The following is a 22,964-nucleotide window of genomic DNA, read 5'->3' as shown; positions in this document are numbered from 1 at the left end:
CGATTTTAGTCCTCCCCTTCCATGGCTGACAACCTGAATCTTATTCCACAGGGTTTTGGCTCCCTGCACGACATGCAATACGTCCGCTTGATCGGGACGGATGCAGTGGCGTTCGCGCATGCGCAATTTGCCAACGACGTACAGGCGCTGGCGGTCGGGCAGTGGCAATGGAATGCGTGGTTGACGGCAAAAGGGCGCGTAATCGCCATCTTCGCACTCCTGCGTGAGGACGACACCCACCTGCTGATGCTGTTGCCCGATGGCAATGCGGCCGAGATCGCAACGCAACTCGGCCGTTTTGTGTTCCGACGCAAGCTCAAGATCGGCGTGGCGGCGCTTTTGGCGTTTGGCGGCCTTACCGCGCCCGCCCGCGCCCAGGGCGCGCAGGCCGATATCGGAACGCAGCGTATCGAATTGGACTTGGGCAGCCCTGCCCTGCCGCGCACGCTGATGTTGCTGGCGAACGATGAGGCATTGATCGCACCTATCGAAGTACCGCGCATGGACGCCGAGTGGCGCCGTGCGGACCTGCAACTGGGGCTGGCGCGCCTGCCCGATGCGCAACGTGAGCAGTGGACGCCGCAGCAGCTGGCGCTGGATCGCCTGCAGGCCTTCAGCGTCAAAAAGGGCTGTTACCCGGGCCAGGAGATCGTTGCGCGGACGCATTTTCTGGGCAAGGCCAAGCGTGCGCTGCAGCTGCTGCAGGTCGATGCCGTTGGCAGCGATGCGCTGGCCGAGGCGGGCCAGGCCGTGCTGCTGGGCGATGCCACCGTCGGCACGCTGGTCAGCGTGGCGGGCGATCTCGCGCTGGCGGTGCTGCCGCTGGAGCTGACCCTGGAGGCCGACGCCGTGCTGCAGGCGGGCGCGCATGCCGCCCGCCCGCTTGCATTCGTGCAGGGGCTGGCGCGCTAGGCCAGCGCCAGCCGTTCGCCGCTGGCCGGGTCGAAGAAGTGCAGCGCCTCGCTGCGCAGTGCCAGGCGCAGATGCTCCCCCACCGCCGGCAGGGCCTGCGGCGCGACCCGGATCACCAGCGGCTGGCCGCCGCGGTCGAGATTGAGGAAGATCTCGTTGCCGACCGGCTCGATCACATCGATACGCGCGTCAAAGCCCAGCGCGGCGTCGTTTGACGGCTGCAGATGCTCCGGACGCACGCCGACGATGACCTCGCGACCGAACCAGCTGCGCTCGACCCGCGCCGCACCCAGCGGCACGCGCCAGCCATCGGCCATGACCAGATGCAGGCCGTCCTGCTCATCCAGGCGCCCCTGCAGCACGTTCATCGCCGGGCTGCCGAGGAATCCGGCCACAAACAGATTGGCCGGGCGGTCGTACAGCGCCATCGGGCTGTCGATCTGCTGGATCACCCCATCCTTGAGTACCACGATGCGTTGGCCGAGCGTCATCGCCTCGACCTGATCGTGGGTGACGTAGATCATTGTGGTGCCGAGCTTGCGGTGCAGCTGCGCGATCTCGGTACGCACACTGTGGCGCAGCTTGGCATCCAGATTGGACAGCGGCTCGTCGAGCAGGAACACCGACGACTCGCGCACCATCGCCCGCCCCAGCGCCACGCGCTGACGCTGGCCGCCGGACATCGCCTTGGGCAGCTTGTCGAGCATCGGGGTCAGCCCCAGCAGCTCGGCGGCGTTGTTGACCCGCTCGGCGATGACCTGCTTGGGGTGGCCGCGCAGCTTGAGCCCGAAGGCCAGGTTCTCGGCCACGGTCATGTGCGGGTAGAGCGCATAGCTCTGGAACACCATGGCGATGTCGCGGTCCTTGGGGGCCACGTCGTTGACCACGCGCTCGCCGATCTTCAGCGTGCCGGCGCTGATGTCCTCGAGCCCGGCGATCATGCGCAACAGGGTTGACTTGCCGCAGCCGGACGGCCCGACCAGCACCATCAATTCGCCATCGGCGACCTCGAAGCTCGCACCCTGTACCGCGACCTGGCCGTTCTCGTAGACCTTGCGGACACCTTCCAACTGCACTTTCGCCATCTTCGGCCTCAACGTAAGTTGTGCGCCCTGCCCTCGGCCCTCCCGACGGCGGTGACGCCGCATGTGCCTGCAAGGAAATTTCCTGCAAACGAATGCATTGGTTTATTCTGACATGTAATCGTTTTCACATGGCAACATCGATCTCGGGAGGGACCATGCCGCCACCGACCCAAGCCGCTGCCTCAAGCGGTGCAGCCTACCGTGCAAGGCCCGCCATTCGGCCACGCATGTGCAGATCTACCGCCGCGGCGCTAACCGCTGACGGCCACTTGCTGCAACAATCGGGGATTGGGCGTACGCGTCCATCCCCCGCTGCGCGCACGCCAGTGTCGCTCAGGAACAGACATACCGACCGCCGGCTGTCCGGCGCCTTTCCGACCAGCTGCTGATCACGATGTCTCCAGAATCTGAAATTCGGTCCATGCACAACACCCTGATCCTGTTCGGCGCCACCGGCGATCTCGCCCAGCGCTATCTCTTCCCGTCCCTGCTGCGATTGTTCGTCGATGGCCTGCTGCCGGAGGATTTCCGTATCCGCGCACTGGCGCTGTCGCCGCACGACACCGAGGCATTCCGTGAGGTCCTGCGCCCGCGCCTGGCCGCCGCGCTGCCGATCGCCACGCCCGAGCAGATCGAAACGCTGCTGCAGCGGGTCGACTATCGCTCGGTGGATCTGCGCGATGCCGAGTCGGTGGCCAATGCCGTACGCGAGCTGGCCAGCCGCCAGTGCGTGAGCTACCTGGCGATTCCGCCGGGCCTGTACATCAGCACCTGCCAGGGCCTGGCCCTGGGCGGTGCGCTGGCCGCGCCGCACCGGCTGATGCTGGAAAAGCCGATCGGCCACGACTCGGACAGCGCCCGCGAGATCCTGCAGTCGATCGGCGCGCTGATCGACGAAGACCGCGTGTTCCGCCTGGACCACTACCTGGGCAAGGCGGCGGTGCAGAACCTGATCGCCCTGCGCTTCGGCAATACGTTGCTGGAAGCGGTGTGGAACCGCACCTACATCGAGTCGGTGCAGATCTTGGTGGCCGAGAGCGAAGGCGTGGACGGGCGCGACGCCTACTACGCACGCTCCGGCGCGCTGCGCGACATGGTGCAGAGTCATATCCTGCAGTTGTTGTGCCTGGTGGCGATGGAGCCGCCGGCCTCGCTGGAAGCCGATCGCATCCGCGACGAGAAGGTCAAGGTGCTGCGCGCCCTGCGCCCGATGACCGCCGAGCATGCCGCCCACGACAGCGTGCGTGGCCGCTACACCGCCGGCAGCATCAACGGCCAGCCGGCGCAGGCTTATCACCCGCCGGAAGGCAGCGACGTGGAAACCTTCGTCGCGGTGACCGCGCATATCGACAACTGGCGCTGGGCCGGGGTGCCGTTCCACCTGTGCACCGGCAAGCGCCTGGCCGAGCGCTCCACCCGCATCGTGGTCACGCTCAAGCCGGTGACGCATTGGCTGTTCGAGCGCCCGGACCGGCAGAACGCGGTGCCCAACCGCCTGACCTTCCAGCTGCAGCCGCAGGAAAACATCGAGCTTGGCCTGATGAGTAGCCTGGCCGGCCCGGAATGGGGCGCGATCGAACTGCAGCCGCTGGAACTGGAACTGTCGGTGCCGACCGGCCTGCACCGCCGCATCGCCTACGAGCGCCTGTTCGTGGATGCCTTCAACGGCAACCCGGCGCTGTTCGTGCGCGACGACGAGGTCAAGGCGGCCTGGTCGTGGATCGACAGCGTCAGCGATGCGTGGAAAGACGCGCAGTTGCCGCTGCAGCCCTACCCGGCCGGCAGCTGGGGCCCCGATGCCGCGGCGCCCTTCCTGCCCCCGGCCACCGACGCACAGGGACACACCGCATGACCGCTCCTTCCAAGCCGGTGCTGGTTGCCGATATCGGCGGAACCAATGCGCGCTTCGCGCTGGCCGACGTCGACGCCTCGGTGCCGCTTCTGGATGACACCTCGCGCGAATTTGCGGTGGTCGATTTCGGCTCGCTCGGCGAAGCCGCGCGCTATTACCTCGACCAGATCGGCGTGCAGGCCACCCAGGGCGTGTTCGCCGTGGCCGGCCGCGTGGACGGCGACGAGGCGCGCATCACCAACCATCCGTGGGTGATCTCGCGCTCGCGCACCGCGGCGATGCTGGGCTTCAGCACCCTGCACCTGATCAACGACTTCGCCGCGCAGGCCATGGCGATCAGCCTGCTGCGCCCGCAGGACGTGGTGCAGGTCGGCGGCGCCAGCTGGCGGCCGGCGCCGATCGATCAGCCGCGCAACTACGGCGTGATCGGCCCGGGCACGGGGTTGGGCGTGGGTGGGCTGATCATCCGCAACGGGCGTTGCTTTCCGCTGGAAACCGAAGGCGGCCATGTCAGCTTCCCGCCCGGCACGCCGGAGGAGATCCGCATCCTGGAGATCCTTTCCGAGCAGTTCGGCCGGGTCTCCAACGAGCGCCTGATCTGCGGCCCGGGCCTGGTCAACATCCATCGCGCGCTCAGCGAGATCGCCGGGGTCGACCCGGGCCCGCTGCAGCCCAAGGACATCACCGCGCGTGCGGCGGCGGGCGACCCGCGCTCGTCGCGCACCATCGATCTGTTCTGCGCCATCTTCGGCGCGATCGCCGGCGACATGGTGTTGATGCAGGGCGCCTGGGACGGCGTATTCCTCACCGGCGGGCTGGTGCCCAAGGTGCTGGATTCGCTGCAGCATTCCGGCTTCCGCCAGCGCTTCGAACACAAGGGACGCTTCTCCGCGATTATGTCGCGGGTGCCGTCGCTGGCGGTCATGCACCCGCATGCCGGCCTGCTCGGCGCCGCCGCCTATGCGGTGGATGCGCAGCGTCAGCATCCAGGGGAGCAACGATGAACCTGCAGGACAATCCGCGCATCACACTGGTGCGCTACGAAGACCCGGCCGAATGGACCGAGGCGGTGGCCAGCGAGATGGCCGACCTGCTGGAACAGGAGATTTCGCGCCGCGGCCAGGCACGCATGCTGCTGTCAGGCGGCACCACCCCGGCGCCGGTGTACGAATCGCTCGCCCACCGTCCGCTGGACTGGTCGCGGGTGGAAGTGGGCCTGGTCGATGAGCGCTGGCTCTCGCCGCAGGATCAGGACAGCAACGCCTGGCTGGTCAATCACAGCTTTTTGACCCACGCACCGGCGGCCACCTTCATCCCGCTGGTGCGCCCAGGCAAGCAGTTGCCCGAGTGCGTGCACACCGCGAACCTGCAGGCCACGCACGCCGAACCTGCGTGCCTGGCGGTGCTGGGCATGGGCGGCGACGGACACACCGCCTCGCTGTTTCCGGGCTCGACCGACCTGAGTAAGGCGCTGTCCAGCCCGCAGCCGTATGCGTCGCTGGATGCCACCGGCTGCCCCGGCTCGAATCAGTGGCCGCTGCGGATCACGCTGACACCGGCCGGACTGGCCACCATCCCGACCCGCCTGCTGCTGTTGCGCGGCAAGCAGAAGCTGGACGTGCTGCAGGCTGCATTGGCCGGTGACGATGTCAGCGAGTATCCGATCCGCGTGGCGCTGCAGCCGCCGGGCCCGAAATTGCGGGTTCATTGGTGTGCCTAGGTGCGAGTCCCTCGCAAGAGCCCGCACATCCATGTGCGGGTATCTACGAAAAGAACAGCGTGATTACCTTCCCCGTTTCTCATAGCCGGTAGCCAATGAGCCTGCATCCGAACATCCAAGCTGTCACCGACCGTATCCGCAAGCGCAGCGCGCCGTCGCGCGCGGCGTATCTGGCCGGTCTCGATGCCGCCCTGCGCGAGGGTCCGTTCCGTAGCCGTTTGAGCTGCGGCAACCTGGCGCATGGTTTCGCCGCGTCCGAGCCGACCGACAAGTCGCGCCTGCGCGGTGCGGCCACGCCCAACCTGGGCATCATCACCGCCTACAACGACATGCTGTCGGCACACCAGCCGTTCGAGCATTACCCGCAGTTGATCCGCGACACCGCGCGTACGCTCGGTGCCACCGCGCAGGTCGCCGGCGGCGTGCCGGCGATGTGCGACGGCGTGACCCAGGGCCGCGCCGGCATGGAGCTGTCGCTGTTCTCGCGCGACAACATCGCCCAGGCCGCGGCGATCGGCCTGAGCCACGACATGTTCGACAGCGTGGTCTACCTGGGCGTGTGCGACAAGATCGTGCCGGGCCTGCTGATCGGCGCGCTGGCGTTCGGGCATCTGCCGGCGCTGTTCATGCCGGCCGGCCCGATGACGCCGGGCATTCCGAACAAGCAGAAGGCCGAGGTGCGCGAGCGCTACGCCGCCGGCGAAGCCACCCGCGCCGAATTGCTGGAAGCCGAGTCGTCCTCCTATCACTCGGCCGGTACCTGCACCTTCTACGGCACCGCCAATTCCAACCAGGTGTTGCTCGAGGCGATGGGCGTGCAGCTGCCCGGTGCCTCGTTCGTCAACCCGGAACTGCAGTTGCGCGATGCGCTGACCCGTGAGGGCACCGCGCGTGCGCTGGCAATCTCCGCGCTGGGCCAGGACTTCCGTCCGTTCGGTCGCCTGATCGACGAGCGTGCCATCGTCAATGCCGTGGTCGCGCTGATGGCCACCGGTGGTTCGACCAATCACACCATCCACTGGATTGCGGTGGCGCGTGCGGCCGGCATCGTGCTGACCTGGGACGACATGGATCTGATCTCGCAGACCGTGCCGTTGCTGACCCGCATCTACCCCAACGGCGAAGCCGACGTGAACCGCTTCCAGGCCGCGGGCGGCACCGCCTTCGTGTTCCGCGAGCTGATGGACGCCGGGCTGATGCACGACGACCTGCCCACCGTGGTCGAAGGCGGCATGCGCGCCTACGCCAACGAGCCGCGCCTGCAGGACGGCAAGGTCGTCTATGTGCCCGGCACTGCGACCACCGCCGACGACAGCGTGGCGCGGCCGGTCAGCGCCGCATTCGAATCGCAGGGCGGCCTGCGCCTGCTGCGCGGCAACCTGGGCCGTTCGCTGATCAAGTTGTCGGCAGTCAAACCGCAGCACCGCACGATCGAAGCGCCGGCAGTGGTGATCGATACGCCGCAGGTGCTCAACAAGCTGCATGCCGCCGGCGTGCTGCCGCACGATTTCGTGGTGGTGCTGCGTTACCAGGGCCCGCGTGCCAACGGCATGCCGGAACTGCATTCGATGGCGCCGTTGCTGGGCCTGTTGCAGAACCAGGGCCGGCGCGTGGCCTTGGTCACCGACGGCCGTCTGTCCGGTGCCTCGGGCAAGTTCCCGGCGGCGATCCATATGACGCCCGAAGCCGCACGCGGCGGGCCGATCGGGCGTGTGCGCGAAGGCGACATCGTGCGCCTGGACGGCGAAGCCGGCACGCTGGAAGTGCTGGTCTCGGCCGAAGAGTGGGCATCGCGCGAGGTCGCACCCAACACCTCGGTGGCGGGCAACGACCTGGGGCGCAACCTGTTCGCGATCAACCGCCAGGTGGTTGGCCCGGCCGACCAGGGCGCCATCTCGATTTCCTGCGGCCCGACCCGTCCGGACGGCGCGCTGTGGAGCTACGACGCCGAGTACGAACTCGGTGCCGATGCAGCGGCCGCCGCCGCACCGCACGAGTCCAAGGACGCCTGATTCCCCTTCCCTCTGCGCGACCGCCTCGCGGTCGCCGTCTAACGGAGTTGAAATGACGATTGCCCAGACCCAGAACACCGCCGAACAGCTGCTGCGCGACGCCGGCATCCTGCCGGTGGTCACCGTGGACACGCTGGACCAGGCGCGCCGCGTGGCCGATGCGCTGCTCGAAGGCGGCCTGCCCGCGATCGAACTGACCCTGCGCACCCCGGTCGCGATCGAAGCGCTGGCCATGCTCAAGCGCGAGCTGCCCAATATCGTGATCGGCGCCGGCACCGTGCTGAGCGAGCTGCAACTGCGTCAGTCGGTGGATGCCGGTGCCGACTTCCTGGTCACCCCGGGCACGCCGGCGCCGCTGGCGCGCCTGCTCGCCGATGCGCCGATCCCCGCCGTGCCCGGTGCGGCCACGCCGACCGAGTTGCTGACCCTGATGGGCCTGGGCTTCCGCGTGTGCAAGCTGTTCCCGGCCACCGCCGTGGGTGGCTTGCAGATGCTCAAGGGCCTGGCCGGCCCGCTGTCCGAACTCAAGCTCTGCCCCACCGGCGGCATCAGCGAGGCCAATGCGGCCGAGTTCCTGTCGCAGCCGAACGTGCTGTGCATCGGCGGCTCGTGGATGGTGCCCAAGGACTGGCTGGCGCAGGGCCAGTGGGACAAGGTCAAGGAGAGCTCGGCCAAGGCGGCGGCGATCGTGCGGCAGGTACGCGCGGGCTGATTCTCTGGCCGCCGTATCCAGCAACTTGGAACCCAGGTTGCCGGGAAAGCTGGATAGCTGAGGAAAGCTGATCAGCTGGCGCTTTGGTTTTGAATGAGGAAAGCCCGGTTTGCTGGCGCTTTGCTTTTGGTTGAGGAAAGGCTGCTGGCGGGCGCCTTTGTTTCATGCGTGCGAGCGGCCCGCGGGCGCCGGGGTAGGACACGCCGTGAATCCATCCATGGGGACTCTTACACGCGCCATGTCGTGTAAGGTCCTGCCCCGGCGCCCGCGGACCACTCTCGAATGTTCCTGTGTTGGCGGAACGGAGAGCAACCACTGCCGCATGGCATGCCCGACCTAGCTTTGGTCGTTGCCCCGCCTAATGAGGCAGGGGCCTCTTCGCATCTCTCTTGAAGGCAGCGGATTGAGAGCGCTGGGAACCGTGCACTTCTGAGTAGTTGGCATCTGGGCGGTTTGTCTGAGAGCTACGAAGTCCAAGGTCCAGAGGACGTGCAGCGAACGTGGCGGATGATTGGCACGCACCAAAAATCGACCACTGAATCGGCTGTCGTTTTTCGTCGCTCAACGTCGCGGAAACGACTCGCCGAAGCGACAGCGCGGCCGGGGATTGGCGGAGAGCGGCACAGGGATGTGCCGCGGCGGCGAGTCAGACAGGATGTCTGACCGAGCCGAGGAGCCAGTCCGCGGACGCGCTGTCGCCCTCACCGAAGCCAGCGAATGGCAGCCGTGTACTGAGCAGTACCCAGACAACCCGTACCCTCTCACCCCAACCCCGCGCCCCGCGCCCGGCCCACGCTTGCGGCGCGGGCGCTCCAACGCGTGCCCATGGCGCGCAAGCCGCGCCTCCTCGCCCCAACGGGACAGGGGCTTTGCGCCTTGTCACTCAAGGCCTCATGCGCTGGTGAATGCCTTACGCCGGGGAAATTTCAGCAGGGTTGGCGGCTCACGATTCCAGCGCAACGCTTGCCGGCGGCGTCTTCGGCACGCCGCGCGCACGTCGTACCAGCGCGGCTGCGCCGTTGCTCATGTCATCGAGAATTGCGTAGATCGTCGGCAGAAACAGCAGACTCACCACCGTCGAGAACGCCAGCCCGCCGGCGATCGCGCGGGCCATCGGGAAGTACGGCGGGCCGTCGCTGAACATCGTGGTGCTGGTCAGCGAGATCGGCACCATCGCCAGGATGGCGGTGCCCATCGTCATCATGATCGGCCGCAAGCGCTCGCGTGAGCCTTCGATCAGTGCCTGGGTGCGGCCCATGCCGCGGCGGCGCAGGTTGTTGATGTGCTCGATCATTACGATGCCGTTGTTCACCACCACGCCCATCAACACCAGGATGCCGATGAAGGACATGATCCCGAACGAGGTGCCGGTGATCCAGAACAGCCAGAACACCCCGAAGATCGAAAACACCACGCCGCTCATGATCGCCGCAGGAAACAGCAGCGATTCGAACACCGCCGCCATCACCACGTAGATCATCACCAGCGCGATCACCAGGTTGAACACCATCTGGCCCATCGCTTCGCCGTCGTCCTGGTAATCGCCGCCGTCGAAGGTATAGCTGTAGCCGGCGGGGAAACTCATCGCCTTGAGCGGCTTTTCCATTGCCGCGCGTGCTTCCGGCACGGTGACCTTGCTGGCCAGATTGGCCTTGATGGTCAGCGTGGTCTGGCGATTGGTGCGGCCGATCTGGGTGGCGGCCGGGCGAATCTGCACATCGACCAGACTGAGCAACGGCACGCTGCGGCCATCCTTGGTGCGTACCGTGAAGCTGGCCAGGTCTTCCGGCTTGCTCTGTTCGGCGCCGGCAAAGCGCACCCACACCGGTACCTCGTTGTCGCCGCGGCGGAACTCGCGCAACGGCGTGCCACGCAACGCCAGACCGACGAAACTTGCCACCTGCTCGGCACTGAACCCGAAGGCCGCCGCACGCTCGCGGTCAACCCGGATCGCCAACTCGCTGGTGCGATCGCCGGTGTCCACATGCACGTCGCGCAATTCCTTGCGCTGCGCCAGCAGCGGCATCACATCGTCGGCCAGGGCCTGCAAGGCCTGAGTCGAGTCGCCGACCAACTGCACCTGCACGCCTTGATTGCCGCTGCCGCCATCGCCCTGATTGCCGATGCTGTAGTCCGCACGCGCCGATCGCGGCAAGGCCTTGCGGATCTGTTCCAGCAACGCAGGCAGCTCCTTGACCTTGCCCGCGTCGAAAGTCACGGTGGTGCTGCCGCCTTCCGCTTCGCTGAACCACGAATAGATCTGGGTGATGTGGTACTTGTCGCGATTGGCCTGCAGGTAATGCTCGACCCGCCCCACTTCCTCACCCATCTGCTCATGCGTGTACGAGCCTTTCCACTGATACTGGATGAAAGCCTCGTTGCCGCCATCGCCGCCGAACATGTCGACCTTGGTCAACTTCATCGGCACCAGGCTGATCGCACTGACCAACACGATGCCGGCCACACTCCAGCCGCGATGGGCCAGCGTCCATGCCAGCACCTTGGCATAACGGCGCTGCAGCCGCGCAATCACGCCGCGCTCGGAGCTCACCATCGGCGGCGTCTTCATGCGCGCCGACAACATCGGAATCAGGCTGATCGCCACCAGCCACGAGGCCAGCAGCGACACTGAAATGGTGATCGCGATTTGCGCCATGAAGATGCTGATGTTGTTGGTCTCGCCGAACAGGTTCGGCACGAACACGATGCAATGGCACAAGGTGCCAGCGCTGAGCGCGATCGCCACGCTGCGCGTGCCGAGCAGGGCCGCCAGCTGCGGTTGACCGGGCATGCGCTCGCGTTCCTGGTAGATGCTTTCCACCACCACCACCGCGTTGTCGACCAGCATGCCGACCGCCAGCAGCAGGCCCATCATGGTCAGGATGTTGAGCGTGACGCCGACGAAGTACATGAAGCCCAGCGTGATCGCAAAGCAGATCGGAATCGCCAGCGTCACCATCAGCGTCGATGGCCAGTGGCGCAGGAAGAAGAACAGCACCGTGATCGACAACAACAGGCCGACCGCGCCGGCTTCGGCCAGTTCCGCCAGCGACGAAGTCACCGCCTTGCCCTGGTTGTCGATCACCTTGATCTGCACATCGCGCATCGCAGGTTCGGCGCGGATGTCCTCGACTTCCTTCAACGCCGCCTTGGACACATCCACCAGGTTGGCGCTGCGCTCCTTGTAGATGTCCAGCCCGATCGCCGGGCGCCCATCCAGGCGACGGCCGTAATTCATCCGCGTCGGCTTCAACCGCACCTGCGCGATATCGGCCAACCGCAGCCCCTTGGCATTGAGCACCAGGTCGCGCAGTTCCTGCAGGTCGCGTAGCTCGCCGATCGGCTGTACCCGAATGCGCTGGCCGTTGTCGTCGATCTGGCCTGCCGACACCGAAAAATTGAGCTTGCCCAGGCGCTCGCTCAAATCATTGAGGCTGAGGTCGTGCGCGGTGAGCCGGTCCGGTGCGATGGCGATCTCCACTTCGTTCGGCGGTGCGCCGGAGATCTCCACCTTGGCCACGCCGGGAATCCGTTCGATGCGCCGCTTGAACTCGCGGTCGAGCATGTCGTACGCGCCGGTCAGATCGGTCTGGCTGGCCAGGCGTACCTTCAGCACCGGTTCGTCGCTGCTGGACCATTTGTAGATGTGGAAGCGCTGCAGATCTTCCGGAAAATCGTCGCGGATGGCATCCAGCCGCTCGCGCGCATCCGATGCGGCGATGGCGATGTCGCGGTCCCAGTCGGAGAACTCGATGAAGATGTTGGCGCCGTCTGCGGTGGCGGTCGAGCGCATGCGCTTGATGCCGGTCATCGTCGCCAGCGCCTCTTCGGCCGGCCGCACCAGGTTGCGTTCCACCTCGTCCGGGGTGGAGCCGGTGTACGGCAATTGCACGAACAGGAACGGTGCGGAAATGTCCGGCAGCGCCTCCAGCGGCAGCCGGAACGCGGCAATCAGCCCCACCACCACCAGCGAGACGAAGCACATGATGGTGGTGACCGGCCGACGGATGCTGAAGGCGGCAACGCTCATAGCGCCTCCAGCCCGTCGGAGTTACCGGTCGCCTGCGCACGTTGGCCGGCCGTGCGCCGGCCACGCTCCAGGTAGTACGCATCGGCGCGACGGTCCAGCAGGTCGTACACCACCGGGATCACCAGCAGGGTCAGCAGCGTGGACACCAGCAACCCACCGATCACGGTGATCGCCATCGGCGCGCGCACCTCGGCGCCCTCGCCCATCGCCACCGCCAACGGCAGGAAGCCGAACAAGGTGCACAGCGTGGTCATCACGATCGGCCGCAAGCGCGAACGCGCGCCTTCGATCAAGGCCTCGCGCTTGGGCACGCCTTCCTCGCGCAGTTGGTTGACCTTGTCGATCAGGATGATCGCGTTCTTGGTCACCAGCCCCACCAGCAGGATCAAGCCGATGAACACCACCACCGACACCGGCTTGCCGGTCATCAGCAAGGCCAGCACCGCGCCGACCATCGCCAGCGGAATGGTGAACAGGATGACGAACGGATGCAGCAGCGATTCGAACTGCGAGGCCATCACCAGATAGACCAGAAAGATCGCCAGACCGAACGCGAACAACAGCGACTTCACCGATTGCGCGAGTTCCTCGCCCTGCCCGCCGATATGCATGCCCACGCCGGCGGCCAGCGGATCGTTGCGCACCATCGATTCGACCTCGCGCACCGCGCCGCCCAGATCCATGTCATGCAGGCTGGCCGACACGATCGCCACGCGGGTCTGATCGGCGCGATGGATCTCGCTCGGCCCGGTCGTCGCCACCACCTCGGCCACCGCCGCCAGACGCACCGGCCGGCTGCTGCCCGGGTTGACGATCAGCTGGCGGATCGCATCCACACTGGCGCGGTCGCTGTGTTGCGCACGCACAAGCACATCGATCTTGCGATCGCGAAAGCTGTAGCGCGTGGCCACATCGCCGCGCACCTTCTTGACGATGACATCGGCGATCTGGCGGGTGGTCAGCCCCAACGCAGCGGCGCGTTCCTGATCGAAACGGATCTGGATTTCCGGGAAGCCCTCTTCCACCGTCGACTTGACGTCGGCGTAATGGCCATTGGCCCGCAGCATCGCCGCCAGTTTCTGCCCGGCACGTTCCAGCTCGCCCAGATCCTGCCCGCGCAGCTCCACTTCCAGCGGCGTGGAGAAACTGAACAATGCTGGCCGTGCAAAATCCACCTGCGCTCCCGGATGGTCCACCATGCTGCTGCGTAGTCGCCTGGTGGCCGCCGCTTCCACTTCCGGGCTGCCGCCGCCGGCCATCACCACGGTGAGCTTGCCGATGTTCTCGCCGCTCTCGGTGGGGTTGGCATCCAGCCGCGTACCGCTGCCGCTCACCCCATACAACGAGGCGATGCCCGGATCCTTGTCGTGCGCCAGCTGCAACTCGCGCACCAGTGCGTCGGTCTGCGCCAGCGGCGTGCCGGAAGGCAGCTTCACCGTCATTTCGAAGCGGTCCTGCGCCAGCTGCGGAATCAAATCCGCACCCAGCATCGGCACCAGCAACACGGTGCCGATAAATGCGGCGGCCGCCAGTCCCAGCACCAGGCCGGGCCGCCGCAATGCCGCCGGCAGCATCGCCAGATAACCACGCTCGGCGCGGCCATACGGCGCCATCGCCAGGTCGCTGGCCTTGCGCATTACCGGCGATACCACCCGTGCGATGCCGCGCCACAGCTTGACCACCGCCCACGCCACCGCGAAGAACGCGTAGCGCACGCTCGCGCCGGCCCCGCGCCGGCCGGCAGCCACCGGCTTGAGCCAGCGCTGCTGCGGCTGCCACTGCGGATGGCTCGGCTCGTCCGGGAATGCCATCGGCGGCGCCCCCTTGAGCGAACTCAGCATCGGGATCAGCGTCATCGACACCACCAGCGAGATCGCGATCGCGATCGCCACGGTCAGCGCCTGGTCGCGGAACAGCTGCCCGGCGATGCCCTCGACGAACACCAGCGGCAGGAACACCGCGATCGTGGTCAATGTGGACGCCATCACCGCCATGCTGACTTCACGGGTGCCGGCGATTGCCGCATCCAGCACGCTTAGGCCACGCTCGCGCGCCTTGGCAATGCTTTCCAGCACCACGATCGAATCGTCCACCACCAGCCCGGTGGCCAGTGCCAGCCCGCCCAGCGACATCACGTTGAGGCTCAGGCCCAACTGGCCCATGAAGAAGAACGTGGTGATGATCGACACCGGCAACGACAGGCTGATCACGAAGGTGCTCCAGCCATCGCGCAGGAACAGGAAGATGATCAGGATCGCCAGCACGCCGCCGATCACCGCATCCTTCTTGACGTCGCTGATCGCGTGCTCGATGAAGTGCGACTGGTCCTCGATGGTGGTGATCTCCACATCGCCGGGCACGGTCGCCTGCAACTGCTCCAGCCGCTTGCGCAGCGCCGCGGCGGTGGACACGGTATTGGCATCGCCTTCCTTGTAGATCGCCAGCTCCACCGCTTCCTTGCCGCCCAGGCGGATGATCGCCTCGCGTTCCTTGTAGCCTTGGCGGACCTCGGCCACATCCTTCAATCGCACCGGCATGCCGCCGGCGATGCTGCTGCTGGACGCCGCCGAGGTGCTCTGCACCTCGGCCGCCGCCGCCAGCGCCGCCTGCGACCCGGTGGATGCGGCAATCGCATACATCTGCTGCATCGCCGCTTCCGCGGCGCTGCCGCTGCTGCTTTGCGTGGTCACCAGCATGTTGCGGATCTCGTCCAGATCCACGAACTGGTTGACCGTGCGCACCAGATACCGCTGCGAGCCTTCCTCCAGCCGGCCGCCGGAGATATTGACGTTCTCCTCCTTGAGCCGGGTGATCACGTTGTCGATCGGCAGGTTGAGCTGCGCCAGTTTCTGCTGATCGATATCGACCTGGATCTCGTCTTCCAGCCCGCCGCCGACCTTGACCGCGGCCACGCCGGCCACCGGTTCGAGCTTCTTCTTCAGGTCTTCATCGGCGTAGCGACGCAGCCCGGTGAGCTGGCGGATCGCATCGTTGTCGGAGGCCGGCGCCTGTTTGGGCGACAGCGCCAGCCGCATGATCGGCTCGGTGGATGGATTGAAGCGCAGCAGCACCGGCGGCTTGGTCTCCAGCGGCAGCGACAGGGCTTCCATCTTGTCGCGCACTTCCAGGCTGGCCTGGTCCATGTTGGTGCCCCAGGCGAACTCCAGCACCACGTCGCTCTGCCCGGTGCGCGAGATCGACTTGAGCTTGCGCAGGTTCTTGACCACGCCGACGGCTTCTTCCACCGGCTCGGTCACCAGCGTTTCGATTTCCGCTGGCGCCGCGCCGGTGTATTCGGTGCGCACGGTCAGCGTGGGGTAGCTCAGGTCCGGCAACAGGTTGACCTTGAGACTGCGCAGCGCGATCAGCCCGAACAGCAGCATGGTTACGGTGATCATCGCGATGGTCACGCGCCGCCGCGTGGCGAAGGCCACCAGACCGCCGCCGCCAGGCAAGGGGGCATGCGGGTCGTGCACGGGTGCGTGCGGGTTGCCGTGATCGCTCATGAGCGTTTCCCGTCGCTATCGGCTGCCGGTGCCGCCGCCGCAACCGGCTTGCGGTCGGGCTGGCCGATGACCTGCACCGTAGTGCCATCACGCAGCGCCACTTTGCCGGCGGTCACCACTTGGTCGCCTTCCTTCAGCCCTTGCCGCACTTCCAGCCACGGGCCTTCGGCATAACCAAGTTTCACCGGCACCCGGCTGGCCTTGCCGTTACGCACCACGAACACCGCCGGCTCGCCATCGTCCAGCAGCGCCAGGCGCGGAATCACCAACGCGTCCTTGCGCTGGTCGTAGTCGATGCGGATGCGCCCGAACATGCCCGGCTGCAGCGCTTCGGCGCCCTGGCCGAACGCACAGATCACCCGGAAGGTGCCGCTGCCCGAATCCACCACCGGCGCAATGCGGTCGACCTTGCCGATGAACTGCTGACCGGGCAAGGCATCGGCCAGCAAGGTCACCGGCTGGCCGGACTTGAGCGTGGCCAGTTCGCGCTCGGGCACGTTGAGCGTGGCCTCCAGCTGCGAATCGTCGACGATGCGGAAGATCGGCGTATTGATCTGCACGAAGTTGCCGGTCTTGATCGAGCGCGAGGCGATCACCCCGGAAATCGGCGCCTGCACCGTGGTGTAGGACAGCTCCAGCGATGCCAGGCGATGCTGCGCGCGGCTGTTTTCGACATCGAACTTGAGCTGGTCGACATCGGCGGCACTGACCAGCTGCTGCCCCACCAACTGGGTGGCACGGCGGTAACTGTTCTCCAGTTTGCGCAGCTGCGCTTCGCTTTGCGCCACCGCCAGATGCGCACGGTCCGGATCCAGGCGAACCAGGGCCTGACCCGCGGACACCTTCTGGCCCTCTTCCACCATCACCGCCAATGCAACGCCGGAAGTCTTGGCCACCACCTGCGCTTCGGCACGCGGCTCCAGGGCGGCGGTGCCGGTGTAGCTGGCCGCCACCGCACGGCGTGCGGCCTTGGCAATTTCCACCGGTACCGCATCGACGGTTTTCTTCTCCTCGGCGGCCTTGGCCTCGCCATCTCCCGCCTTGCAGCCGCCCAATAACAGGCTCGTGGTGATCAACAATGCAGCGGCGCAGGTTCCGCTGCGGCCCGGCAAGAAGGAGAGTGGCGACATCGTCGTGTCCTAGTGGATGCGTGAACAGGTGTTGTAGGCAAGTAGACCACCCGAACGATCATGTCGCCAATGCGCCAAAGGTCATGGTCTGTTCAAGTTCGCGTATTCACCCCGTTTGCGCGGCGCCAAATCGCAGGCATACTCGGACCGGTTCCGCCACGCCCCCACGTGCGGACGTTCAATCAGTCTTCCGGATACGAAACCATGCGCCCGCAGCCGCTCGCCGCTTGTCTCGCTCTGGTCGTCTTCCTGCCGTTTGGGGGCGCATCAGCGACACCGTCAGTCACGCCAGCCGCACCCGCCACGCCTGCGCCCGCCGCGGCAGTGGCCACACCCGCAGCGCCCACCGGCAATCCGTCCAACGGCCGCTTGCTGGCCTATACCTGCCAGGGCTGCCACGGCGTCACCGGCTACAAGAATGCCTATCCCAGTTATCGCGTGCCCAAGATCGGCGGCCAGTCCAGCCAGTATCTGACCCAGGCGCTGACCGAGTACCGCCAGGGCAAACGCAAGCATCCCACCATGCAAGCGCAGGCGCAGAGCTTTTCCGAGCAGGACATCGCCGATATCTCCGCCTACCTGTCCACCCTCAAATAAGCGCCCACATGCCGAACGCCCTGCACGCTCCGCGTCTAGCCATCGCCCTGGTCGCTGCCCTGATGTTGGCGGCCTGCTCCCAATCCCAGGTTGAGTCCACCGATCATTCCGCCGGCGATGCCGGCCACGCCAGCGGCGAACATGGCTCCGGCTCGTCTGCCGGCCTGCCGGCCGGGCGCGCCGACGCCGGCGACAAACTGGCGCACGCGAAAGGCAAGGCCACCGGCCAGAGCTGCATCGATTGCCACGGCGCCGACGGCAACGCCCCCATCGACCCCAGCTATCCCAAGCTCGGCGGCCAGTACGGCGATTATCTTGCGCACGCCTTGCAGGCCTACCGCAGCGGCGATCGCCAGCACCCGTTGATGACGGCGCAGGCCACCGCGTTGAGCGATCAGGACATTGCCGACCTGGCCGCCTACTTCGGAGCACGGCAGACGCAGCTGCGCGACCTGCACGGCGTCAACTGACTTGCAGACGCACAGCGTGCCCGCGCACGCTGCGTCTCATGCGAAATGAAAAAGCACTTGCGCGGACATTAACAGGCCGCTATCATTTCGTTCTCAGTTTCGTGGGGCCATAGCTCAGCTGGGAGAGCGCCTGCATGGCATGCAGGAGGTCGGCGGTTCGATCCCGCCTGGCTCCACCACTCCTGACTTAGGCCGTCAGGGTGACAACTCAGGTTTTGATACGCGTCCCCATCGTCTAGAGGCCTAGGACACCACCCTTTCACGGTGGACACCGGGGTTCGAATCCCCGTGGGGACGCCAATCATCTGAAAGCCCCGGCACTGCCGGTAATGCTGTTCACTTAAGCAATTGAGTTACCGAAAATCTGGTATCAGACCTCTGGTATCGGATTTTTTGTGTCCCTTCAACAGCAGCTGTTCGACCTTGGCGATCTGTTCAACTTCTCCGACCTGAGCACGTTTACGCAGAATATTCCGGTGGAGTGGGTGGCCAGCGCGCTGGAACTGTCTTCCAAGGCCAGCATCCGGCGTCGGCGTCTTCCCAGTGATCAGGTGTTGTGGCTTGTCCTGGGCATGGCGTTGTTCCGTGACGAACCGGTGCACGAGGTCGCACGTCGTTTGAACATCTGCGCACAAGGGCTGGCCTCAGAAGATCTGTTGGCTCGCAGCGGTGTCAGTCAGGCGCGCGCGCGACTGGGCGCCGACCCGGTCCACCACCTGTTTGCAACGACTGGGGCGCAGTGGGGATGCGAACGCTACAAAGGCGATGAATGGCAGGGATTGCAGGTCTTTGCCGTGGATGGCGCGCTGCTGCGGACGCCAGACACTGAAGAACTGCGCGAACATTTTGGTTCCGGTAATACCAGCACGGACCGTCAGACACCATTTCCCATGCTGCGATTGGTTGCACTGATGAACGTACGCTCGCATGTCTTGCTCAATGCCCAGCTCAGTCCGTACCGGCGCAGCGAAATTCGCTTGAGCGAGCCGTTTCTACACTCCATTCCCGACCATTCGGTCACCTTGTTCGACAAAGGATTCTGGAGCGCTGATCTGTTGCTTTCGCTAGCCAACACTGGCACTGCACGCCACTGGCTGACACCAGCACGCAAAGGCCTGGTGGCTGAGGAAATCACGCGTTATGGCACTGATGATCGGTTACTGCGCATGCGTGTCTCGCCGCAGGCCAGAAAACGCAATCCAGCGCTTCCCACGCACTGGGACGTACGTGAAGTGAGCTATCTGCATCAGGGGAAGAGAAAGTCGGTGCTGACCTCGTTGCCTGTCACCACTTACAGCACCAAGTCTGTCGCACTGCTTTACCAGGAGCGATGGGAAATCGAACTGAGTTTGCGCGACATCAAAAGCTCGATGCAGCACAACGCGACGACCTTACGTAGCAAGAAGATCGACTTGGTGTACCAGGAGGTCTGGGGGTTGCTGCTGGCTTACAACATCATTCGACGTGAAGCCGGTCAGGCAGCGGAGGCGTTTGGCAAAACGCCTTCGGACATCCGATTCAAACCGGTTTGCCAGTACATCGCAGTGCAACTCATCGTGATGGCCGCAGCCAATCCAGCTTCCGCCACAGGAAGACGCTTATCCCAGCTTCGCTCAGGCATCGCGAGCCTGTTCCTCGATCACCGTCCAAGGCCTACCCGGCCAAGGACGGTGAAGATCTCGAAGACCCGCTATCCGGTAGATCGGAAGGCTGCTCCGCTTAAGTGAACAGCATTACGGCACTGCCGGGGCTTTTTTTTGCGTGTTTTTCAGCATCGATTGCGTGCGCGGTTATCTGCATGCGGTGCTCGTAGCGTGGCGTGTAATCTGTCGATATCGATGGTGCAACTGCTCCGCATCAGCAAGGTGCGACCTGAAGCTTTGCACCTCACCTGCTGCGGTTGCCATCACGGCTACGCAGATGGGGGCGCAAGCAAACGCAGGATGTTGCGATGCAGATCGAATGTTGTGTGCAGACTGTTGCACATGACCGAAGTGCAAAAGCTGCCATGGCCACTGCATCGCCACACCTTAGGCAATCAGACACTCGTGCGTGCAGACGACATCTAGGTCGATCAGTCTGCGACGCGCGCACTCATCGATGCTCGCGAAGGCACGCGCCACGCTACTCCCGCTACTGGCGAATCGGTCGAGCAAACTTTTTTGCACACACCACTTCCCAAGTGTCATCGATGTCGCTATGATTGCCGGCTCGCAGCATCGTGGGGCCATAGCTCAGCTGGGAGAGCGCCTGCATGGCATGCAGGAGGTCGGCGGTTCGATCCCGCCTGGCTCCACCAAATTCCGGACATAGGCCGTCTGGAATCTACAACCAGGTTTTGATACGCGTCCCCATCGTCTAGAGGCCTAGGACACCACCCTTTCACGGTGGACACCGGGGTTCGAATCCCCGTGGGGACGCCAATCATCTGAAAGCCTCGGCACTGCCGGGGCTTTTTTTTGCATCTAACTTAGGGCGCCCTGCTCCACCGCATGCAGTCGGTGGCGGCACGATACGCGCGCATCGCGCCACTGCATCCAAACATGCGCGGATCGACTATGGAACGCGCTCACTCGACGGCACACTTAACTTGCTTGCGAGTCGAACAAATCCGCACAACGACGGATCAGGTCTGGCCGACATCCAGCGCCTTGCGGCCTTCGTGAGTGAGATCGATGTCGCCATCTTCGGCCTGTGTTGCATAGCCGGCACGCACTGCCCAGTTGGCCTCTTCGTCGGCAACCGGCGTGGTGTCATGGATGTTGCGCAAGATGCGCAGTTGCTGCGAAGAATCGAAATCCATGGGAGGCCACCTGCTTGAAAAGAGCTTTCCAAGGTACGCATCGCGCGTGATGGTTGCGTGCCTGCAGGCGCCTGGCGGCAATCCACGCTCATCTCGCCGGAATTTTCAGCGACCACGCATCATCGATGCGCGGCAATGGAACACGCCGCAATACGGCGAAGAAAGGTGACGATGCCGCACCAACTGCTGCACCACGTCGACGACAAATCGCTCTGTTTCTGACCGCAATGCTGCTCGGCGCGACGAGGCAACAGCCGCCAACATTCGCAGGTTCCGACGATTATCGAGCGCACAAAAGAAAAGCCCCTCTGACCGTCGCCAGAAGGGCTTTGCTTGTACCGCTACATCCTGGTGCCGAAGGTGGGACTCGAACCCACACGCTTTTAAGGGCGGCGGATTTTGAATCCGACCCGAGAAGTAGACACGACAAGCACTTTGGCCGATTTTGCGTTCCGCAATGACCAGCAATTCAGTGCTCTGCATGCCTTACGCGACAAGGGGGGCGCCGTAGTTGCGGAACGATTTCTAGCCGGTCGAGGGGATCATGGAGCGGCGCCCTATCACCTGGGGAAGGTCCGCGCGAACTCGGCCGCCACTTCGAAAGCCTGAGCGATTGGCAGCGTCACAGGCGGCGGTATTACTGGGCTTCCGGCGATCGTCAGCGACACAACTGCCTCAGTTTCCCCATTACGCCGAACCCTTGCCAGGACATCTGCCCCTCCTGCACCGACACGCAAAAGGCACCATTCGCCTCGATCAACGTCCCCGCCGACGACGGGGTTGTGCCAGTTCATGTTGGGAGGGAGAGGCGGTAGCGTCACACCTTCGGGAGCAATGACGCCCGGTTCCTTAGATCGCTGAAGCGCGGCGCGATGTGCAGATCGTGATGGCATGGCTATCTATCCTGGTTGTGGCTGCTGCTGGTCATGCTGCTAGCCGGTGCTCGTAGAACGGGTGCCGCTTGTCGTCGAAGATGGCGTACAGAGCACCCAGGTTGCTCGGATCCGGATTGAGCCAGGCGTCGACGTGCTCGGGCTTAATGTTGATGATCGTCCGGTCATGGCCGGCGGCGGCGACCTCGGGCTCCGGCTCGTCGGTGATCGCGGCGAACGACAACAGGTCGGGTTCGACGCCTGCGGGATCGCGCCAGTGCGACCAGAGGCACGCCACCAGCATCGGCTCGCCGGTGCGCGGCACGAACTCGATGCGCTGGTTCTGCCCGTCTGGGCCTTCGACGTTCTCGTAGAACCGGTCGGCCACCATGAGCCCATGGCTGTAGCCGAACTGCCGGCGCCAGAACCCTTCCAGGTTGTCGCGGCGGGCGTTGTAGGTACCGGGGAATTTCCGGTCGTACACCGCCGGCGCGCCGGCCGGGCGGCACTGGTATCGCATCGGCTTGACGAAACGCTGGCCGTTCTCGACAACCAGCACAGGGCAATAGACGCCTGGGAATATCCGGCTGTCGTCCTGGCCGCGCGTGCCCTTGAGCGTGTCGAGGCGCCGCTGGGCCTGCTGGATCTTGTTCGTGCCGATGCGCACGTCCTCGCGCGCCTTCTTCGTTTCCTTGAGCTGAAGCGCCCGCTCGGCATCGCCGACACGGCGCTTCTGGTCGAAGATCTCACGGGTGAGCGTGTCAGCCTCTGCCGCATCCGCTGCGCGAAGGTTCTCTTGCAGCTCGGGCGGGCCGATCTCCAGCAGCTCGCGCACCATCGCACGGGGCGCCTTGATCCGCCGCGCCTGGGCGCCCTCGCCCCACCAGAAGGTTTTCACGTAGGTGTCGATGTCCATCACGGCGCCGAACGCCCGCTGGAACTCTTTGAACTCGGCTCGTATCAGCGCGGAGTAACACATGGCCGCCTCTCAATAGTCGCGGTCGGGATCTTGGAGGCCATGCCAGGCCAAGATCTCATCGAGCCGCCGGGAGACGAATTGGGCATCCTCGCCCGTGATGGCGCCGTCCTCAATGACGTCCGCCATGCCGGCGAAGGCCTGCCAGAAGTGACAGCGGTCGGGGCTGCTCTTCAACAGCGCCGGCACCGCGGCATCGAGATTTTCGAGATGGGTCCGGAGTTGGGCTCTGTCCATGCCCGCAGTATCGGCACGGCCGTCTCAGGGCGTGAGACAGGTGGCCGTAG

Annotated in this window: 16 protein-coding genes and 5 tRNA genes; 13 read left to right on the top strand and 8 right to left on the bottom strand. The window is 65.1% G+C overall.

Going from position 1 to position 22,964, the window contains the following annotated elements; genetic code table 11:
• Positions 1 to 21: 21 nt before the first annotated feature.
• Positions 22 to 912, top strand: a complete 891-nt coding sequence (gene ygfZ, locus XARJCFBP2528_RS05020) for a CAF17-like 4Fe-4S cluster assembly/insertion protein YgfZ (RefSeq protein WP_047124414.1) — start codon at positions 22 to 24, stop codon at positions 910 to 912.
• Here ygfZ and XARJCFBP2528_RS05015 read toward each other — a convergent pair.
• Positions 909 to 1,997: an ABC transporter ATP-binding protein gene (locus XARJCFBP2528_RS05015; RefSeq protein WP_016902595.1), complete on the bottom strand. Its 1,089-nt coding sequence runs from the start codon at positions 1,995 to 1,997 to the stop codon at positions 909 to 911. The genes ygfZ and XARJCFBP2528_RS05015 overlap by 4 nt on opposite strands.
• A gap of 421 nt (positions 1,998 to 2,418) precedes the next feature.
• Here XARJCFBP2528_RS05015 and zwf point away from each other — a divergent pair, with 421 nt between their 5' ends.
• From zwf to XARJCFBP2528_RS04990, 5 genes are all read left to right on the top strand, one after another.
• Positions 2,419 to 3,849: a glucose-6-phosphate dehydrogenase gene (gene zwf / locus XARJCFBP2528_RS05010; RefSeq protein WP_016902596.1), complete on the top strand. Its 1,431-nt coding sequence runs from the start codon at positions 2,419 to 2,421 to the stop codon at positions 3,847 to 3,849.
• Complete coding sequence (gene glk / locus XARJCFBP2528_RS05005) at positions 3,846 to 4,853, top strand: glucokinase (RefSeq protein ID WP_016902597.1); 1,008 nt, start codon at positions 3,846 to 3,848, stop codon at positions 4,851 to 4,853. The genes zwf and glk overlap by 4 nt, the downstream gene beginning before the upstream one ends.
• Positions 4,850 to 5,569, top strand: a complete 720-nt coding sequence (gene pgl, locus XARJCFBP2528_RS05000; RefSeq protein ID WP_016902598.1) for a 6-phosphogluconolactonase — start codon at positions 4,850 to 4,852, stop codon at positions 5,567 to 5,569. Before glk ends, pgl begins: the two co-directional genes overlap by 4 nt.
• A 95-nt stretch (positions 5,570 to 5,664) precedes the next feature.
• Positions 5,665 to 7,581 carry a phosphogluconate dehydratase gene (edd, locus tag XARJCFBP2528_RS04995; RefSeq protein WP_016902599.1) on the top strand — a complete coding sequence of 639 codons (1,917 nt, stop codon included), beginning with the start codon at positions 5,665 to 5,667 and terminating at the stop codon, positions 7,579 to 7,581.
• 52 nt (positions 7,582 to 7,633) lie between these two features.
• Complete coding sequence (locus XARJCFBP2528_RS04990; protein WP_016902600.1) at positions 7,634 to 8,293, top strand: bifunctional 4-hydroxy-2-oxoglutarate aldolase/2-dehydro-3-deoxy-phosphogluconate aldolase; 660 nt, start codon at positions 7,634 to 7,636, stop codon at positions 8,291 to 8,293.
• 943 nt (positions 8,294 to 9,236) lie between these two features.
• Here the strand turns inward: XARJCFBP2528_RS04990 and XARJCFBP2528_RS04985 are convergent.
• From XARJCFBP2528_RS04985 to XARJCFBP2528_RS04975, 3 genes are read right to left on the bottom strand one after another with little or no spacing between them, the layout of a single operon-like run.
• The gene (locus XARJCFBP2528_RS04985) at positions 9,237 to 12,323 is read right to left on the bottom strand and encodes an efflux RND transporter permease subunit (RefSeq protein ID WP_047124413.1); all 3,087 of its coding nucleotides are present in this window, start codon (positions 12,321 to 12,323) and stop codon (positions 9,237 to 9,239) included.
• A complete protein-coding gene (locus XARJCFBP2528_RS04980) occupies positions 12,320 to 15,829 on the bottom strand; it encodes an efflux RND transporter permease subunit (protein WP_047124412.1) in 3,510 nt (1,169 codons plus the stop codon). The genes XARJCFBP2528_RS04985 and XARJCFBP2528_RS04980 overlap by 4 nt, the downstream gene beginning before the upstream one ends.
• The gene (locus XARJCFBP2528_RS04975; protein WP_016904781.1) at positions 15,826 to 16,959 is read right to left on the bottom strand and encodes an efflux RND transporter periplasmic adaptor subunit; all 1,134 of its coding nucleotides are present in this window, start codon (positions 16,957 to 16,959) and stop codon (positions 15,826 to 15,828) included. The genes XARJCFBP2528_RS04980 and XARJCFBP2528_RS04975 overlap by 4 nt, the downstream gene beginning before the upstream one ends.
• 204 nt (positions 16,960 to 17,163) lie before the next feature.
• On the opposite strand from XARJCFBP2528_RS04975, the gene XARJCFBP2528_RS04970 reads away from it, so the two are divergent.
• From XARJCFBP2528_RS04970 to XARJCFBP2528_RS04940, 7 genes are all read left to right on the top strand, one after another.
• Positions 17,164 to 17,556: a c-type cytochrome gene (locus tag XARJCFBP2528_RS04970; RefSeq protein WP_046342823.1), complete on the top strand. Its 393-nt coding sequence runs from the start codon at positions 17,164 to 17,166 to the stop codon at positions 17,554 to 17,556.
• 8 nt (positions 17,557 to 17,564) lie between these two features.
• Positions 17,565 to 18,026: a c-type cytochrome gene (locus XARJCFBP2528_RS04965; RefSeq protein ID WP_026064881.1), complete on the top strand. Its 462-nt coding sequence runs from the start codon at positions 17,565 to 17,567 to the stop codon at positions 18,024 to 18,026.
• A gap of 103 nt (positions 18,027 to 18,129) precedes the next feature.
• A tRNA-Ala gene (locus tag XARJCFBP2528_RS04960) sits at positions 18,130 to 18,205 on the top strand.
• 45 nt (positions 18,206 to 18,250) lie between these two features.
• A tRNA-Glu gene (locus XARJCFBP2528_RS04955) sits at positions 18,251 to 18,326 on the top strand.
• Between the two features lie 95 nt (positions 18,327 to 18,421).
• Complete coding sequence (locus tag XARJCFBP2528_RS04950; RefSeq protein ID WP_080959819.1) at positions 18,422 to 19,753, top strand: IS4 family transposase; 1,332 nt, start codon at positions 18,422 to 18,424, stop codon at positions 19,751 to 19,753.
• Positions 19,754 to 20,249: 496 nt separating this feature from the next.
• Positions 20,250 to 20,325 (top strand) — tRNA-Ala (locus XARJCFBP2528_RS04945).
• Between the two features lie 48 nt (positions 20,326 to 20,373).
• Positions 20,374 to 20,449 (top strand) — tRNA-Glu (locus XARJCFBP2528_RS04940).
• Between the two features lie 203 nt (positions 20,450 to 20,652).
• On the opposite strand, the gene XARJCFBP2528_RS23815 is transcribed toward XARJCFBP2528_RS04940, so the two are convergent.
• The 4 genes from XARJCFBP2528_RS23815 to XARJCFBP2528_RS04925 all read right to left on the bottom strand — a co-directional run bounded on the left by XARJCFBP2528_RS23815 (position 20,653) and on the right by XARJCFBP2528_RS04925 (position 22,914).
• Positions 20,653 to 20,829, bottom strand: a complete 177-nt coding sequence (locus XARJCFBP2528_RS23815) for a hypothetical protein (protein WP_016904778.1) — start codon at positions 20,827 to 20,829, stop codon at positions 20,653 to 20,655.
• Between the two features lie 349 nt (positions 20,830 to 21,178).
• Positions 21,179 to 21,269: transfer RNA gene (locus XARJCFBP2528_RS23230), tRNA-Leu, on the bottom strand.
• A gap of 484 nt (positions 21,270 to 21,753) precedes the next feature.
• Positions 21,754 to 22,680 carry an SOS response-associated peptidase family protein gene (locus XARJCFBP2528_RS04930; RefSeq protein ID WP_047124411.1) on the bottom strand — a complete coding sequence of 309 codons (927 nt, stop codon included), beginning with the start codon at positions 22,678 to 22,680 and terminating at the stop codon, positions 21,754 to 21,756.
• A 9-nt stretch (positions 22,681 to 22,689) separates the two neighbouring features.
• Positions 22,690 to 22,914, bottom strand: a complete 225-nt coding sequence (locus tag XARJCFBP2528_RS04925; protein ID WP_047124410.1) for a hypothetical protein — start codon at positions 22,912 to 22,914, stop codon at positions 22,690 to 22,692.
• Between the last annotated feature and the right edge of the window lie 50 nt (positions 22,915 to 22,964).

The sequence above is a fragment of the Xanthomonas arboricola pv. juglandis genome, assembly GCF_001013475.1.
Taxonomy (GTDB): domain Bacteria; phylum Pseudomonadota; class Gammaproteobacteria; order Xanthomonadales; family Xanthomonadaceae; genus Xanthomonas; species Xanthomonas arboricola.
The sequence above is the reverse complement of the archived record's forward strand: the minus strand, read 5'-3'. Positions and strand labels throughout refer to the sequence as shown.